Origin of the sequence: Pseudomonas sp. CYM-20-01 (assembly GCF_023169845.1) — a bacterium.
Classification (GTDB): domain Bacteria; phylum Pseudomonadota; class Gammaproteobacteria; order Pseudomonadales; family Pseudomonadaceae; genus Aquipseudomonas; species Aquipseudomonas azotoformans.
In genome coordinates, this window is sequence record NZ_AP025169.1 from 5,591,395 (window position 1) to 5,605,703 (window position 14,309).

The window sequence follows — 14,309 nt, forward strand, 5'->3', positions numbered from 1 at the left end:
CGAAGAAGGTTTCTCACAAGGCTAGATCCTCAGGTGTGAATGTCATCTTGAATGAACGATAGGGAGCGAAGTCACTTGGTTTCATTCCCTGCATCTCGGTCAACCGGCCAATGTTCTTGACTGCGGCAACCGCCGAACTGTCGAACGAACCGTCACCACTGGACTTGGCCACGCTGACCGAAGTCACCGTACCGTCCGGCAACATGCCGATCTGCAGCACTACTGTCATGCCTTTGCGCGCCGAAGGTGGACGAGTCCAGCCTTCTGCTGCCCGCGCCCGAATCAGGTCATCGAAACTGCCCGCGACTTCATCACCACGTTCATCGGCCAAGGCTTGCTGACGCTGCGGCGTGTCGGAGAGCAAATCTGCCAAGGCCTGGGCCTTCTTCTCTTCGGCGGACTTGCGCGCTGCTTCCTGGGCCTTTTTCTTCTGGGCGTCGGCGGCAGCTTTCTTCTTCGCGTCGTCGGCGACTTTTTTCTTCGCCTCGTCTGCTTCAGCTTTTTTCTTGGCGTCTTCGGCGGCTTTTTTCTTCGCGTCTTCGACTATTTTCTTCTTGGCGTCTTCAGCGGCCTTTTTCTTGGCCTCTTCTTCGGCAGCCTTCTTGGCTTCTTCTTCAGATTTCTTCTTGGCTATATCAGCCAATTGTTTCTCTTCGGCCTTTTTCGCTTCGGCAGCTTTCTCGGCTTTCTTGGCTTCATCAGCCTTTTTCGCCTCGTCAGCCTTCTTGGCTTCATCAGCCTTTTTCGATTCCTCGGCCTTTTGAGCCGCCTCTTCTTTCTTTTGTTCCGCAGCCGCCTTCACCGCTTCCTGCTCGACCTTCTTCTGTTCCATCTGTTCGACTTCAGTCTGGCGTGCAGCCGACTTCTGGGCCTCACCTGCAATCTTCTGATTGGTCTGGGTGGTGGCCTGGCTTTTCGATTTCAGCTGATACAGGGTCGCCTGCACGATCGGCTTGGCTGGCGGCAGGTCCGGGGTCATGGCAAAGCTGACGAACAGCATGCCAAACACCAGGACGTGCAGGGCAATCGCCCAGACGCTAGGCCAGAAGAAGCTTTCCGAGGCGGACGGCTCTCGCTGTTGCTGCATCAGGGCGCCTCGGTAATCAAGCCAACGTTACCCACGCCGGCCTTCTGCAGCCCGCCCATGGCGCCCATGACAGAGCCGTAGTCGACCGATTTGTCGCCACGGATGAACACCTGGGTGTGCTTGCCGCCTTCGTTGCCGGAGCGAATGATCTTGGTCACCGCATCGGTCATCGCAGGCAAGGTGAGAGCCTTGTCTTGCTGCTTCTGCGTGTCGACTTCGCTGCCAAGGTTCCAGTAATAGGTCTTGTCAGCCTTGATCGAAATGGTCAGGACTTGAGTGTTGTTGTCTTGCGGCAAGGCTTCACTGGAAACCTTGGGCAAATCAACCTTCACGCCCTGGTTGAGCATCGGCGCGGTCACCATGAAGATAACCAGCAGCACCAGCATCACGTCGATGTAAGGCACTACGTTCATCTCGGCGACCGGCTTGCGCTTTTTGCGAGCTCGAGCGATTAAAGCCATTGGGAATTACCTGCTTATTCTTCGCTGGTGTGCACTTTACGGTGCAGGATCGCCTGGAACTCATCGGCGAAGGTGTAGTAACGGCCGATCAACGTTTCGCTGGTGGCAGCGAAGCGGTTGTAGGCGATTACTGCGGGGATAGCGGCAAACAGGCCGATCGCCGTGGCGATCAAGGCTTCGGCGATACCCGGGGCCACGGTGGCCAGGGTCGCTTGCTGGGCCTGGGCCAGGCCACGGAAGGAGTTCATGATCCCCCACACGGTACCGAACAGGCCGATGTATGGGCTGACGGAACCGACGGTGGCAAGGAACGGCAGGCTTTGCTCAAGCTTTTCTTCTTCGCGGGAAATGGCGACGCGCATGGCACGGGCCACACCTTCCATCACCGCTTCCGGGTCAACGCCTGGCTGCTGGCGCAGACGGGAGAATTCCTTGAAGCCGGCGCGGAAGATCTGCTCGACGCCCGAATCCGGGTCCGGGTTGCTGCCAGCCTGGCGGTACAGCTTGGACAGGTCGATACCCGACCAGAAGCGCTCTTCAAAGCTCTCCAGGGCACGTCGACCAGCACGCAGCAGGTTGCTACGCTGAAAAATCATGACCCAAGAGGTAACCGATGCGGCTACCAGGGTCAGCATGACCAGTTGAACCACAACACTGGCATTGCTGACCAGGCTCCACATGGAGGAATGGTCGACGACGGTAGGTTCCACGCTAAATCTCCTGCTTTGATTGTTTACCCGCGCCGCTTACGTCGGCAAAGGCCGCACGTAGAGCTTCGGGAATGGCCCGGGGTTTCAAACTATTGGTGCGCACACAGGCCACCAGGAACTGCCCCTCACAGAGCAGCGTTGCATCCGTTGCCCGCCTGACCTGCTGCTTGAAACGCAGGCTGACACGGTTCAATTCGATTACTTCAGCGCTGACCAACAGCTCGTCGTCCAGCCGCGCCGGCGCGTGATACCGCGCCTCGCTGGAGTGCACGACGAATAACAGGTCCTCGCCTGCCAGCTCGGATTGGGCAAAGCCCAGCTCCCGTAGCCGCTCGGTTCGAGCCCGCTCCATGAACTTGAGGTAGTTGACGTAATACACGATGCCGCCGGCATCGGTGTCCTCGTAATAAACGCGACAGCGATGTGCGAACGACTGATCCCCGTTTTGCGCGCGCATACTCTAGTGCTTACTCCTCAGGTTGCCAATCCGGCTGGGCAACTGTTTTTTCATTGTCTGAAACTTTTCTACCGACTGAATGACGACACCAGCCACTAGGACAGCACAAACCTCGGATAAATCGTCTGGCGTGAAGCTTTTAATCGTCCACTGCATCGAGAAATTCGTCTACTACAGGCATCTCGCCCAATCGTGACGGAATGTTTAACCCAAAGTGCAGATAGGCGTGGCGCGTCACCACCCTGCCCCTTGGGGTACGCATGATGTAACCCTGCTGAATCAGGTACGGCTCCAGCACGTCCTCAATGGTATGGCGCTCTTCACTGATCGCCGCCGCCAGACTATCGACACCCACCGGCCCTCCGTCGAACTTCTCGATCATGGTCAAGAGTAGACGCCGATCCTGGTGATCGAAGCCATGCTCGTCCACATCCAGCAGGTTCAAAGCCAGGTCGGCCACGGCCTTGGTGATATGCCCCTTGGCCCGCACCTCGGCAAAATCCCGCACGCGACGCAGCAAACGGTTGGCGATCCGTGGCGTGCCGCGGGCTCGACGGGCAATTTCAAACGCGCCTTCCGGGTCCAGCGGCAGGCCGAGAATATTCGCCGAACGGCTGACAATGGTCGCCAGGTCAGCCGTGCTATAGAACTCTAGACGTTGAACAATGCCGAAACGGTCTCGCAGCGGGTTGGTCAACATGCCCGCACGGGTCGTGGCACCGACCAGCGTGAACGGCGGCAGGTCGAGCTTGATCGAGCGCGCCGCCGGGCCTTCGCCGATCATGATGTCGAGCTGGAAGTCTTCCATGGCCGGGTACAGCACTTCTTCGACGATCGGCGAGAGCCGGTGGATCTCGTCGATAAACAGCACATCGTGGGGTTCAAGGTTGGTCAGTAATGCGGCCAGATCCCCCGGACGCTCCAGCACCGGACCGGAGGTGGACTTGATCGACACGCCCATTTCCTGAGCAATAATATTCGCCAGCGTGGTCTTGCCCAACCCTGGCGGGCCGAAGATCAACGTGTGATCCAGGGACTCATTGCGCCCGCGTGCAGCCTGGATAAACAACTCCATCTGCTCGCGCACGGTGGGCTGGCCGATGTACTCGGCCAGGCTCAGGGGCCGGATGGCGCGGTCCTGGACCTCTTCACGGTCGCGCGGGCCGGTGGCTGCAATCAGACGATCAGCTTCAATCACTTAAATCATTCCCTTCAGGGCGCGGCGGATCATGTCTTCACTGCTCAGGTTCTTGTCCTTGATGGCCGATACGGCCTTGCTGGCTTCCTGCGGCTTGTAACCCAGGGAAATCAGCGCGCTGACTGCATCGCTCTCGGCACTCGCCACCTGGCCGGCCGGCATGTCCGGCTGGTTCGGGACGAGGGCAAACATGCTCGGTACGACTTCCCAGGCCTTGAAGCGGTCCTTGAGCTCCACCAGCAGGCGCTCGGCGGTCTTCTTGCCAACGCCTGGCACCTTGGTCAGCGCCGAGGTGTCCTGGGCCGAAACGGCACGCACCAGCTCATCCACTTCCAGGCTCGACATCAGAGCCAGGGCCAGTTTTGGCCCCACGCCATTCAGGCGGATCAGCTCACGGAAGAAGTCGCGGTCACGCTTGCCAATGAAACCATAGAGCAATTGCGCATCTTCGCGCACCACCAGGTGGGTGTGCAGCGTAATCGGCTCACCGACCGACGGTAGGCGATACAGGGTGGTCATGGGCACTTCCAGCTCATACCCCAACCCATTTACATCCAGAATCAGGTGCGGCGGCTGTTTTTCAGCCAGGGTGCCGCGCAAGCGTCCAATCACGGTTCAGATCCTTAAAGCTAGGGTCAGAGCAAGGTCCGACCGGAAAACGATTGCGCTGATGCTATCAGAGACGCAGGCGCCCGCCACGACTGCGTGCCGTGCCCAGGCCGTGGGGCAGCAAGCTTGAGCGGGTGTGCGCATGACAAATGGCAATAGCCAGGGCGTCCGAGGCGTCGATCTGCGGCTTGGCGGTGAGCTTGAGCATGTGCATGACCATCATCTGCACCTGCTCTTTGTTGGCTGCCCCGGTGCCGACCACGGCCTGCTTGACCTGGGTCGCAGTGTATTCGGCGATCTCCATGCCCTCCTCGGCGCCCGCCACGATGGCAGCGCCGCGGGCCTGGCCAAGCTTCAACGCGGAGTCGGCATTCTTTGCCATGAACACCTTCTCGATGCCCATGGTCACCGGCCCGTAGGTCTGGATCACTTCACGCACGCCGCGATAGACGATCTGCAGGCGCTCGGCCAACTCGCCCGCACCGGTGCGGATGCAGCCCGAAGCAACATACACGCAGCCACGCGGGGTCTGTTGCACCACGCCAAAACCGGTAATGCGCGAACCGGGGTCGATACCTAGGATTAAAGTCATAACGCCTGCGGGTTGGGTAAACACAATTTTTCATACAGAGACTAACCAATGTGGGAGGGGGCTTGCCCCCGATGGCAGTGTGTCGGTTATCTCCCAACCGACTGAACCACCGCCATCGGGGGCAAGCCCCCTCCCACATTTAAAACTACATCGCCCTTCAGCCTAGCTGTTCGGCGACAGACTCTGGGATATCCGCATTCGAATAAACGTTCTGCACATCATCCAGGTCTTCGAGCATATCCAGCATCTTCAGCACTTTCTGCGCGCCATCCAGGTCCAGCTCGGCGCTGGTGGTCGGCAGCATCACGATTTCCGCGTCAGTACCTTTGAAACCGGCCGCTTCCAGGGCATTACGCACGGCGTAGAAGCTGGCGAACGAGGTGAACACGTCGATGGAGCCATCTTCGTTGGTCACCACGTCATCGGCATCGGCTTCCATGGCCGCTTCCATCAGCGCGTCTTCATCGGTGCCCGGTGCGAAAGAGATCTGCCCCTTGCGCTCGAACAGGTAGGCCACCGAACCGTCAGTACCGAGGTTGCCACCACATTTGCTGAATGCGTGGCGCACGGCGGCGGCAGTACGGTTGCGGTTGTCGGTCATGCACTCGACCATCACCGCCACACCGCCCGGGCCATAGCCTTCGTAGCTCAGCTCGACCATGTCGTCGGTATCGGCCGCACCGGCACCACGGGCCACGGCACGGTCGATGATGTCACGACTCATGTTGGCACCCAGGGCCTTGTCCAGCGCCAGGCGCAGACGCGGGTTGGAGCCTGGGTCACCCCCACCCTGGCGGGCCGCGACGGTCAGCTCGCGGATCCATTTAGTGAAAATCTTGCCTTTCTTGGCATCCTGACGCTCTTTGCGGTGCTTGATGTTCGCCCACTTGGAATGGCCAGCCATAACACAACTCCAAAAATTCTCTAGAAACCTTATCAATTCCGCCCCAGGCAGAATGCAACCCTTGTAACGCAAAGGCGCATCCGAAGATGCGCCTTTTTAGACTGCGTAAACCTCAGTGCGCTTTCACGCAGCAGCCTTACTCAGCCTTCGGCGTCTCGCGCAGACGGATGTGCAGCTCGCGCAGTGCCTTGGCATCCACCACACCTGGAGCCTGGGTCATGACGTCCGCAGCGCTCTGGGTTTTCGGGAAGGCGATCACTTCACGGATCGACTGGGCGCCGGTCATCAGCATCACCAGACGGTCCAGGCCGAACGCCAAGCCACCGTGCGGCGGCGCGCCGTATTTCAGGGCGTCGAGCAGGAAGCCGAACTTCTCTTCCTGTTCCGCTTCGTTGATGCCCAACAGGCGGAAGACCGCTTGCTGCATCTCTTTGCGGTGGATACGGATCGAACCGCCACCCAGTTCGGTGCCGTTGAGCACCATGTCATAGGCCCGGGACAGCGCGCCAGCCGGGTTGGCTTCCAGCTCGGCCGGCGAGCACTTCGGCGCGGTGAACGGGTGGTGCAAGGCGCTGAAGCTGCCGTCGTCGTTCTCTTCGAACATCGGGAAGTCAACGACCCACATCGGAGCCCATTCGCAGGTCAGCAGGTTCAAGTCGTGACCCAGCTTGATGCGCAGTGCGCCCAGGGCTTCGCTGACGATCTTGGCCTTGTCGGCGCCGAAGAACACGATGTCACCGTCGACTGCACCGACGCGATCGAGGATCGCGTTCAGGTTGTCCAGCGGAATGTTTTTAACGATCGGCGATTGCAGGCCGTCAACGCCATTGGCGCGCTCGTTGACCTTGATGTACGCCAGGCCCTTGGCACCATAGATGCCGACGAACTTGGTGTAGTCGTCGATCTGCTTGCGCGGCATGCTCGCGCCGCCTGGCACGCGCAGGGCGGCGATGCGGCATTTAGGGTCGTTGGCCGGGCCGCTGAACACCTTGAAGTCGACTTCTTTGAGTTGGTCGGCCACGTCCACCAGTTCCAGCGGGTTACGCAGGTCTGGCTTGTCGGAGCCGTAGCGGCGCATGGCTTCTTCGAAGGTCATGTGCGGGAAGTCGCCGAACTCCAGGTCCAGCACTTCCTTGAACAGGTTGCGGATCATCTGTTCGGTCAGGCCCATGATTTCTTTTTCATCGAGGAAGCTGGTCTCGATGTCGATCTGGGTGAATTCAGGCTGGCGGTCAGCGCGCAGGTCTTCGTCGCGGAAGCACTTAGCGATCTGGTAGTAGCGGTCGAAGCCGGCGACCATCAGCAGTTGCTTGAACAGCTGAGGCGATTGCGGCAGGGCGAAGAACGAACCGGCGTGGGTACGGCTAGGCACCAGGTAGTCACGCGCGCCTTCCGGGGTGGCCCGGGTCAGGATCGGCGTTTCTACGTCCAGGAAACCGTTTTCGTCAAGGAAACGACGGATGCTGGTGGTCATGCGCGAACGCAGGCGCAGCTTCTCGGCCATTTCCGGACGACGCAGGTCCAGGAAGCGATAGCGCAGGCGGGTCTCTTCGCCCACGTCAGAGTATTCGTTGAGTGGGAACGGCGGGGTTTCCGACTCGTTCAGCACTTCCAGCTCATAGCCCAGCACTTCGATGCCGCCGGACGCCATGTTCTTGTTCACGGCACCCGCCGGACGCAGGCGAACCTTGCCGGTGATCTTCACAACGTATTCGCTGCGCACGCGGTCGGCGGCGGCGAAGCTTGCGGCGCGATCCGGGTCGAACACCACTTGGGCCAGACCATCACGATCACGGATATCGAGGAAGATCACCCCGCCGTGGTCGCGGCGACGGTGAACCCATCCGCAAAGGGTGATTTCCTGACCTTCCAGGGTCTCGTTCAGTTGGCCGCAATAATGGCTGCGCATCATGGTAGTGGTTTCACTTCTCGTAATTCGAAATTCGGTGGAGGCCTGCCTCGTCACCGTACATTAAAGCAGGGGACGGATAATGCAGGAGCCTGCGCGTAGAGTTCAACTCAGTCTGCTTTGTCGCCGCCGGCCAGGTTCTTCTTCGAGCCGGTCTTGAAATCGGTCTCGTACCAGCCATTGCCGCTCAAGCGGAAGCCCGGCATGGACAACATCTTCTTGAGTTCCGGTGCCTGGCAGGCTGGGCAATCGACCAGCGGCGCTGCGCTGATCTTCTGAATGGCTTCCAACTGATGACCGCAGGAAGCACATTGGTAGTCGTACATGGGCATGGCGATGTCTCGGCGATCAGAACGTTACTGCGCCACGCCTGCCCTACGGATCCGCAGCATGCGTAGCAAAGCGCGGGATTATATCCGGTAAATCGAGGCAGCGCAGCCGGCATTCTGCCCGGGGCCCTGCCCGCCATGATAGAGGGCCGGCCCCGAAGCCCGGTGGCTATACCGGTGAACAGGCGGGTTCAGCACGCCCTTTCAGGACGTGCACCACACAAACCACCCTGACCAACCCACTGAAGTTCTTCACCCCGCCATAACGCAAGTGCACTTCCCGATCGACATAAGACAGCAACGCACTGACTGAGCAGGCATTGATCCTGGCGATTTCCGTGAGGATATTCCAATAGATCTGCTCCAGCCGCAGGCACGTGGAAAATCCATTGAGCCTTACCGATCGGGACAGCGGCTTGGCCAGTCCCATATCGAACCCTTTTGCAAACGGGTCGATCTTTATCTTATGAAAACCACCGGTTTCCATCACTCCATTACCCACTCCGCGTGACATACACCTGACACTCCATTGCCAAACAACCGCCCATGGGTACTCCCATTGGGCAATGGCCCTATAAAACAGCAGGGAGCGGCGGGCAACCAGAAGACGCGGAGTTGATCGGCGTAGGACAACGCCAGGAAATGCGCGGAAACAAGCGAGCGGCGCCAGGGCGACGCCACTCAAGGCCAGCGTTTACTGATTTTCAAGCAGGGAACGCAGCATCCACGCAGTTTTCTCATGCACCTGCATACGCTGGGTCAGCAGGTCAGCCGTCGGCTCATCGCTGACCTTGTCGAGCAGCGGGAAGATACCGCGCGCGGTGCGGGTGACCGCTTCCTGGCCAGCCACCAGTTGCTTGATCATCTCTTCGGCGCTGGGCACGCCTTCTTCTTCCTTGATGGAAGAAAGACGGGCATAGATGGAGTAGGCACCCGGCGCCGGGAACCCCAGGGCACGGATACGCTCGGCAATGGAGTCCACGGCCAGGGCCAGCTCGTTGTACTGCTCTTCGAACATCAAGTGCAGCGTGCGGAACATGGGACCCGTGACGTTCCAATGGAAGTTGTGGGTTTTCAGATACAGAACATAGGTATCGGAAAGCAGTCGCGAAAGCCCGTCGACGATGGATTTACGATCTTCTTCACTGATACCGATATCGATTGCCATGTTTATCCCCTTCAATTGACAAGCATTCATTGATCAGGTGCAGGACCACTCTAGCAAGAGTGCCGGTGATGCGCAGCCCGGCGCGGCAATTCGCCCCGGTGCGCCCTGTCGACCGGCACAACCCAAGCCTTTGAGGCAAGTAGGAAATTTCTCTGCTGGCCGTTTGAAAAAACTGCACGCGTCTAGGACAAGCGTTTGCTGCAGAAATGCCATCGCCCTTGCAATACCCCGAAATGCTTGATTTGAGTAGGCACAGCCTTTGCTGTTAAATAGATGGCGTGTCGCCGCCGTTACTTTCTGCGGCAGCGGCATAGGCTGATACCCCGCGCACGTGCCCAACGCCTCCCATTGTTCAGAAGCGAACCGTGCCAGTCAGCTCTTCCTTGTGATCCGTCTTAACGTGAGTTAATCAAAATGTTGAAAATCGTCCACCTGCTAACGGGCGTTGCAGCTTTGCTGCTGTCCTTTATCCCGAGCCTGCAGCCTGAAAGCCTGCCGTATCTGGAACAACACGACGCTCTGTACCTGGCCATGTTCGGCCTTCTTAACCTGACGCTGGCACCGGTGATCCCTTACTGGAACAAAGGCCCACGTCATCAACTGCAAAACCTGGTCAGCGCGCTGCTGGTACTGACCGTTGTCGTACAAACCCTCACCCTCCTGGCACCCATGCCTGAAGTCGGCGGCCACCCGGCCATCCTGCTCAGCCTGGTGATTGCTGTGGTCGCCATCGTTCTTCACCTGGCCATCAGCTTCTACCGTTCGTCCCCTGCGGCCTCGTCGCAAACCTACGACATGACCAATCGGGATACCGGTACCGTCAAGTGGTTCAACACATCCAAAGGCTTCGGCTTTATTTCCCGTGATTCGGGCGACGATATCTTCGTCCACTTCCGGGCCATTCGCGGCGAAGGCCATCGCGTCCTGGTGGAAGGCCAGCGCGTGGAGTTCTCCGTGATGAATCGCGACAAAGGCCTGCAGGCCGAAGACGTGATCGCTGCACTGCCGCGCCGCTGATACCTGCGTTCGCAGCAAAAAACCGCGATCCAGCCTGGCTGGGTCGCGGTTTTTTTATGCGTGGCTATCAATAGTGAGGCGGCGGCGCTTCTTCTTCGGAGGTTTCGAATTGGCCGCCCATTTCTTCCTGGCGCTTGAGCAGCGCGGTCATCTGCAATTGCAGGCGCTCTACAGCACGCTGCTGCGTGACGAGGATGTCATTGAGGGTCTCGATGGTGTCGTCCTGGAAGGCCAGTCGGCTTTCCAGGTCGGTGACGCGGTCTTGCAGGTCCATGATTCAGCCCTGGTTGAAAATGAAGTCGGCAGGCAACAGCTCGCGCAGACGGGCGCGGATGGCAGCGACTTGCTCATCGGTGTAAGGCTGCGCCGGATGCTTGCCCCATACCGGCGCCGGCCAGGCAGCATCGTCGCGCTTGCGCACGATCACATGCACGTGCAACTGGCTGACCACATTGCCCAGGGCGCCGATGTTCATCTTGTCGGCGGCCAAGCCTTCATTCAGCAACTGGGCCAGGGCAGTCGTCTCTTGCCACAAACGCTGCTGGTCGGCGACATCCAGTTGAAACACTTCGCTGATAGCGTTGATGCGTGGCACCAGGATGAACCACGGGTAGTTTGAGTCATTGGACAGCAGCAGGCGGCACAGCGGGAAGTCCCCGATGACCAGTGTGTCTTGTTGCAGGCGTTGATCTAGGGCGAACACCGCGGGCACTCCGTTCGGCAAGTCAGGTTCAGGCGCCCAGCATACCTTCGAATGCGCACGGCTTCACGACGAATGCAGCAAAGCGCCGGCGCCAGTGATGAAAAAACATGCACTCTTTCGAGGCGGTCGAATATTTGAGCTACGCTAAACCGGGCCTCACCGGGACGCACCAAAATGACCCACTTGTGCCTCAAAGGGATCCGCCGATTACCCACTCATGAGGGTGAACCGGTAACGTTTTCCCCTCGCACAGGTTTTATGCACCACCGAACAGGGGTAACACCGCCGCGTCAAGCCCAAACCAAACGGCGTAAAAAGCCCGTGCTTATGCGGTTTTTACACGTCCGTAACGGTTTTCACGAAAAAATGACATTCGGTTACCGCTTTGTGCACGCTTGTTGCATTGACACCTGCATCGTCGGCAACGACACCTGAATGGAAACAGGTGTTTCGCGATAAAAAACAGCAGCGTTTCAATGCGTATCAAGGAAGTGTTCAAACTTTGAAAAGGGTTTGGAAACAGTATTGAAGTTGTCAGTCCGGTTACAGTTGGACTGTGAATTTGCGACATGGAGCTAGCAATTTACGACAGCCTCGTAAAGAAGCTGAAAGGATAGATGGGTAAGTATCGTCAATAGGGTCTGCGTGATATAACTTTGCGCCGACACATAAAAGAAAGAGCCGCCCAGATAAAAATACAGGTGGGACGGCAGTACTCTTCCTAAAACCAAAGGAGCAAATCACGATGCGCGTGATGAAGTGGAGCATGATCGCCCTGGCTGTTTCAGCAGGCACCTCGCAGTTCGCAATGGCGTCCGCCCAGGACGATTCCAAGGGCTTTATCGAGGACAGTACCGCCAGCATTCTGACTCGTACCCTGTACTTCAGCCGTGACTTCCGTAACAACGCGCCTGGCACTCAAAGCCGCCGCGAAGAGACCGGTCTTGGTTTCCATGGCCTGTTCAGTTCGGGCTACACCCAAGGCACCATTGGGGTCGGTGTCGATGCCATTGGCCTGTTGGGCGTCAAACTCGACAGCGGCAAAGGCCGTGCCGGCACCGGCCTGTTCCCTAACGGCTCAGATGGCCGTGCGCAGGATGACTACTCCAAAGGCGGCGCCGCCATCAAGTTCCGTATTTCCGATACGGTCCTGAAAGTGGGTGACCAGTACACCACCGCCCCGGTATTCGCATCCGACGACAGCCGTCTGCTCCCGGAACTGCCACAAGGCATCTCGATCACCAGCAATGAGATCAAGGGTCTTAAGCTGGAAGCAGGTCACTTCACCTCGATCGTTGCCCAGGACCACACCTACAAAGACAGTATCGCCAGCTCCGAGCCAGGCACTGGCACTGGCCTGCGTGATGCCAACTTCGTCGGCGGCGTCTACTCCTGGACCCCAGAGTTCACCACCAGCCTCTACTACTCGAAAGTGGAAGATTACTGGAAGAAACTCTACGCCAACGTGAACTGGACCCACGCGCTGAGCGATGACCAATCGGTGGCTGTAGACTTCAACATCTACAGCACCAAGAGCGACGGCGCAGGCCTGACACGAGCTGAAAAAGACGGCACCACCAAGCTCGACAACCGCGCATTCAGCTTGCAGGGTGCGTACACCCTCGGAGCTCATACCTTCACCCTGGCAGCCCAGAAGGTTACCGGTGACGGCGACTACGCTTACGGCGTAGACGGTGGGGGCACGATTTTCCTGGCCAACTCCATCGCTCGTTCCGACTTCAACGCTGAAGGCGAGAAATCGTTCCAGGCACGGTATGACCTCAACATGGCAACCTTCGGCATCCCTGGCCTGAGCTTCATGACTCGTTACGTTACCGGTAGCGGCGCCAACACGGGCACCACTTCGAACGGCAAAGAGTGGGAACGCGATATCGAAGGCAAATACGTAATCCAGAGCGGCCCAGCCAAAGACCTGAGCCTGCGTATTCGTCAAGCCACGTATCGTTCGTCTGACGGCGTTTACTACGGTTCGGCGTCCATCGACGAACTGCGTCTTATCGCACAATACCCGCTGAACATCTTGTAATTGATCGTTTGATTACAACGATGACTTAAGGCCTCGGCCTTAAACAAAAAGCCGCTCCCTTATTTAACAAGGGAGCGGCTTTTTTATGGCTGTAATGTTTCAGCACAGAAATAACTAGCAAGCTAACTAACGAGATTAACACGTGCACCTTGAACCTGACCTATCGGCCAAGTTCAAGACGATGACCTCAAATTACTTGGCAGCTGTTTCCTGCATCACCCGAATAACCCGCTGCGGAAATGGAATATCAATCCCCGCCGCTTTTAAACGGTCACGTGCCAGTTCGTTCAACATGAACACCACATCCCAATAATCCGCGGTCTTGGTCCAGCAACGCAGGGAAACGGTGATCGAACTGTCACCCAAAGTCGAAACCACCGCCACGGCAGCCGGATCGGCCAGTACACGTGGATCTTTTGCCAGCTCCAGCAGCACTTCACGGGCTTTCTGCAGATCAGCCTCATAGTCAACCCCCACATCAAACACCACCTTGCGGGTCGGCTGGCGGTTGGTGTTGGTGATGAGCCCGTTGGACAGGCTGCCGTTAGGGATGATCACAGTCTTGTTATCACCGGTGCGCAGCACGGTGTGGAAGATCTGGATGCTGTCGACGGTGCCCGAGGTGCCCTGGGCTTCGATCCAGTCACCAATGCGGAACGGGCGGAACAGCAGAATCAGCACGCCACCGGCGAAGTTCGCCAGGCTGCCTTGCAAGGCCAGGCCAATGGCCAGGGTCGCGGCACCAATCGCGGCCACGAACGAGGTGGTTGCCACGCCGATCATCGAGGCCACGTTGACCACCAGCATGACTTTGAGCGCAATGTTCGCCAGGCTGGTGATGAAGTGTTGCAGCGCCAGGTCAGCATTACGCAGTGCCAGCAAACGACCCACTCGATGGGTCAACACGTTGATCAGCCACCAACCGATGGCCAGGGTGACCACTGCCAGCAAAAACCGGCTGCCGTATTCCATGATCATTGGCAGCCACGACTCTGAGGTCTTGATCAGGTGATCCACTTCAGCATTGAAATCCATCTACATTCTCCTGGTTACCGGATGTTCGGTGTAGTGAGTGGCCATAAAAGCAATTGAGCCCCGGAGGGCTCAATAGTGGGCGC

At 58.3% G+C, this 14,309-nt stretch carries 17 protein-coding genes; 2 read left to right on the forward strand and 15 right to left on the reverse strand.

Annotated features, from left to right (window positions below; genetic code table 11):
• Window positions 1-13: 13 nt before the first annotated feature.
• From tolA to M2497_RS25435, 12 genes are all read right to left on the reverse strand, one after another.
• Window positions 14-1,087 (reverse strand): cell envelope integrity protein TolA, encoded by a 1,074-nt coding sequence (tolA, locus tag M2497_RS25380; RefSeq protein ID WP_071496535.1) that lies wholly within the window; start codon window positions 1,085-1,087, stop codon window positions 14-16.
• The gene (tolR, locus tag M2497_RS25385; RefSeq protein WP_161793227.1) at window positions 1,087-1,539 is read right to left on the reverse strand and encodes a protein TolR; all 453 of its coding nucleotides are present in this window, start codon (window positions 1,537-1,539) and stop codon (window positions 1,087-1,089) included. Before tolR ends, tolA begins: the two co-directional genes overlap by 1 nt.
• A 23-nt stretch (window positions 1,540-1,562) precedes the next feature.
• A complete protein-coding gene (gene tolQ / locus M2497_RS25390) occupies window positions 1,563-2,258 on the reverse strand; it encodes a protein TolQ (RefSeq protein ID WP_015885609.1) in 696 nt (231 codons plus the stop codon).
• 1 nt (window position 2,259) lies between these two features.
• Complete coding sequence (ybgC, locus tag M2497_RS25395; RefSeq protein WP_025854760.1) at window positions 2,260-2,715, reverse strand: tol-pal system-associated acyl-CoA thioesterase; 456 nt, start codon at window positions 2,713-2,715, stop codon at window positions 2,260-2,262.
• A 139-nt stretch (window positions 2,716-2,854) separates the two neighbouring features.
• Window positions 2,855-3,913, reverse strand: coding sequence for a Holliday junction branch migration DNA helicase RuvB (gene ruvB, locus M2497_RS25400; protein WP_122758512.1), 1,059 nt, complete (start codon window positions 3,911-3,913; stop codon window positions 2,855-2,857).
• Window positions 3,914-4,525 carry a Holliday junction branch migration protein RuvA gene (gene ruvA, locus M2497_RS25405; RefSeq protein WP_003175802.1) on the reverse strand — a complete coding sequence of 204 codons (612 nt, stop codon included), beginning with the start codon at window positions 4,523-4,525 and terminating at the stop codon, window positions 3,914-3,916.
• A 64-nt stretch (window positions 4,526-4,589) separates the two neighbouring features.
• Entirely contained in the window at window positions 4,590-5,114 is a 525-nt protein-coding gene (gene ruvC, locus M2497_RS25410) for a crossover junction endodeoxyribonuclease RuvC (protein ID WP_025854762.1), read from the reverse strand.
• A gap of 157 nt (window positions 5,115-5,271) precedes the next feature.
• Window positions 5,272-6,018: a YebC/PmpR family DNA-binding transcriptional regulator gene (locus M2497_RS25415; RefSeq protein WP_058423270.1), complete on the reverse strand. Its 747-nt coding sequence runs from the start codon at window positions 6,016-6,018 to the stop codon at window positions 5,272-5,274.
• A gap of 136 nt (window positions 6,019-6,154) precedes the next feature.
• A complete protein-coding gene (aspS, locus tag M2497_RS25420) occupies window positions 6,155-7,930 on the reverse strand; it encodes an aspartate--tRNA ligase (RefSeq protein ID WP_248484035.1) in 1,776 nt (591 codons plus the stop codon).
• Between the two features lie 107 nt (window positions 7,931-8,037).
• Window positions 8,038-8,259: a zinc ribbon domain-containing protein gene (locus tag M2497_RS25425; RefSeq protein WP_003209804.1), complete on the reverse strand. Its 222-nt coding sequence runs from the start codon at window positions 8,257-8,259 to the stop codon at window positions 8,038-8,040.
• Between the two features lie 166 nt (window positions 8,260-8,425).
• On the reverse strand, window positions 8,426-8,770 hold the full coding sequence (locus tag M2497_RS25430) for a ribbon-helix-helix domain-containing protein (RefSeq protein ID WP_071496533.1): 345 nt from the start codon (window positions 8,768-8,770) through the stop codon (window positions 8,426-8,428).
• Between the two features lie 180 nt (window positions 8,771-8,950).
• The gene (locus M2497_RS25435) at window positions 8,951-9,424 is read right to left on the reverse strand and encodes a Dps family protein (RefSeq protein ID WP_003193874.1); all 474 of its coding nucleotides are present in this window, start codon (window positions 9,422-9,424) and stop codon (window positions 8,951-8,953) included.
• A 414-nt stretch (window positions 9,425-9,838) separates the two neighbouring features.
• On the opposite strand from M2497_RS25435, the gene M2497_RS30715 reads away from it, so the two are divergent.
• Complete coding sequence (locus tag M2497_RS30715) at window positions 9,839-10,441, forward strand: cold-shock protein (protein ID WP_058423272.1); 603 nt, start codon at window positions 9,839-9,841, stop codon at window positions 10,439-10,441.
• A 67-nt stretch (window positions 10,442-10,508) separates the two neighbouring features.
• On the opposite strand, the gene M2497_RS25445 is transcribed toward M2497_RS30715, so the two are convergent.
• Window positions 10,509-10,715, reverse strand: coding sequence for a SlyX family protein (locus tag M2497_RS25445; protein ID WP_015885618.1), 207 nt, complete (start codon window positions 10,713-10,715; stop codon window positions 10,509-10,511).
• Window positions 10,716-10,718: 3 nt separating this feature from the next.
• Complete coding sequence (locus M2497_RS25450) at window positions 10,719-11,144, reverse strand: HIT domain-containing protein (RefSeq protein ID WP_071489388.1); 426 nt, start codon at window positions 11,142-11,144, stop codon at window positions 10,719-10,721.
• Between the two features lie 745 nt (window positions 11,145-11,889).
• Here M2497_RS25450 and M2497_RS25455 point away from each other — a divergent pair.
• Complete coding sequence (locus M2497_RS25455) at window positions 11,890-13,191, forward strand: OprD family porin (RefSeq protein ID WP_248484037.1); 1,302 nt, start codon at window positions 11,890-11,892, stop codon at window positions 13,189-13,191.
• A gap of 192 nt (window positions 13,192-13,383) precedes the next feature.
• Here the strand turns inward: M2497_RS25455 and M2497_RS25460 are convergent, their stop codons facing one another.
• Window positions 13,384-14,226, reverse strand: a complete 843-nt coding sequence (locus M2497_RS25460; RefSeq protein ID WP_248484039.1) for a mechanosensitive ion channel domain-containing protein — start codon at window positions 14,224-14,226, stop codon at window positions 13,384-13,386.
• Window positions 14,227-14,309: the final 83 nt, after the last annotated feature.

Coding starts and splice junctions, on each gene's coding strand:
- tolA (WP_071496535.1), bottom strand. CDS start 1,087: ATGCAGCAACAGCGAGAGCCGTCCGCCTCGGAAAGCTTCTTCTGGCCT.
- M2497_RS25415 (WP_058423270.1), bottom strand. CDS start 6,018: ATGGCTGGCCATTCCAAGTGGGCGAACATCAAGCACCGCAAAGAGCGT.
- M2497_RS25425 (WP_003209804.1), bottom strand. CDS start 8,259: ATGCCCATGTACGACTACCAATGTGCTTCCTGCGGTCATCAGTTGGAA.
- M2497_RS25455 (WP_248484037.1), top strand. CDS start 11,890: ATGCGCGTGATGAAGTGGAGCATGATCGCCCTGGCTGTTTCAGCAGGC.
- M2497_RS25430 (WP_071496533.1), bottom strand. CDS start 8,770: ATGTCACGCGGAGTGGGTAATGGAGTGATGGAAACCGGTGGTTTTCAT.
- ybgC (WP_025854760.1), bottom strand. CDS start 2,715: ATGCGCGCGCAAAACGGGGATCAGTCGTTCGCACATCGCTGTCGCGTT.
- M2497_RS25460 (WP_248484039.1), bottom strand. CDS start 14,226: ATGGATTTCAATGCTGAAGTGGATCACCTGATCAAGACCTCAGAGTCG.
- M2497_RS25435 (WP_003193874.1), bottom strand. CDS start 9,424: ATGGCAATCGATATCGGTATCAGTGAAGAAGATCGTAAATCCATCGTC.
- ruvC (WP_025854762.1), bottom strand. CDS start 5,114: ATGACTTTAATCCTAGGTATCGACCCCGGTTCGCGCATTACCGGTTTT.
- aspS (WP_248484035.1), bottom strand. CDS start 7,930: ATGATGCGCAGCCATTATTGCGGCCAACTGAACGAGACCCTGGAAGGT.
- M2497_RS25445 (WP_015885618.1), bottom strand. CDS start 10,715: ATGGACCTGCAAGACCGCGTCACCGACCTGGAAAGCCGACTGGCCTTC.
- M2497_RS30715 (WP_058423272.1), top strand. CDS start 9,839: ATGTTGAAAATCGTCCACCTGCTAACGGGCGTTGCAGCTTTGCTGCTG.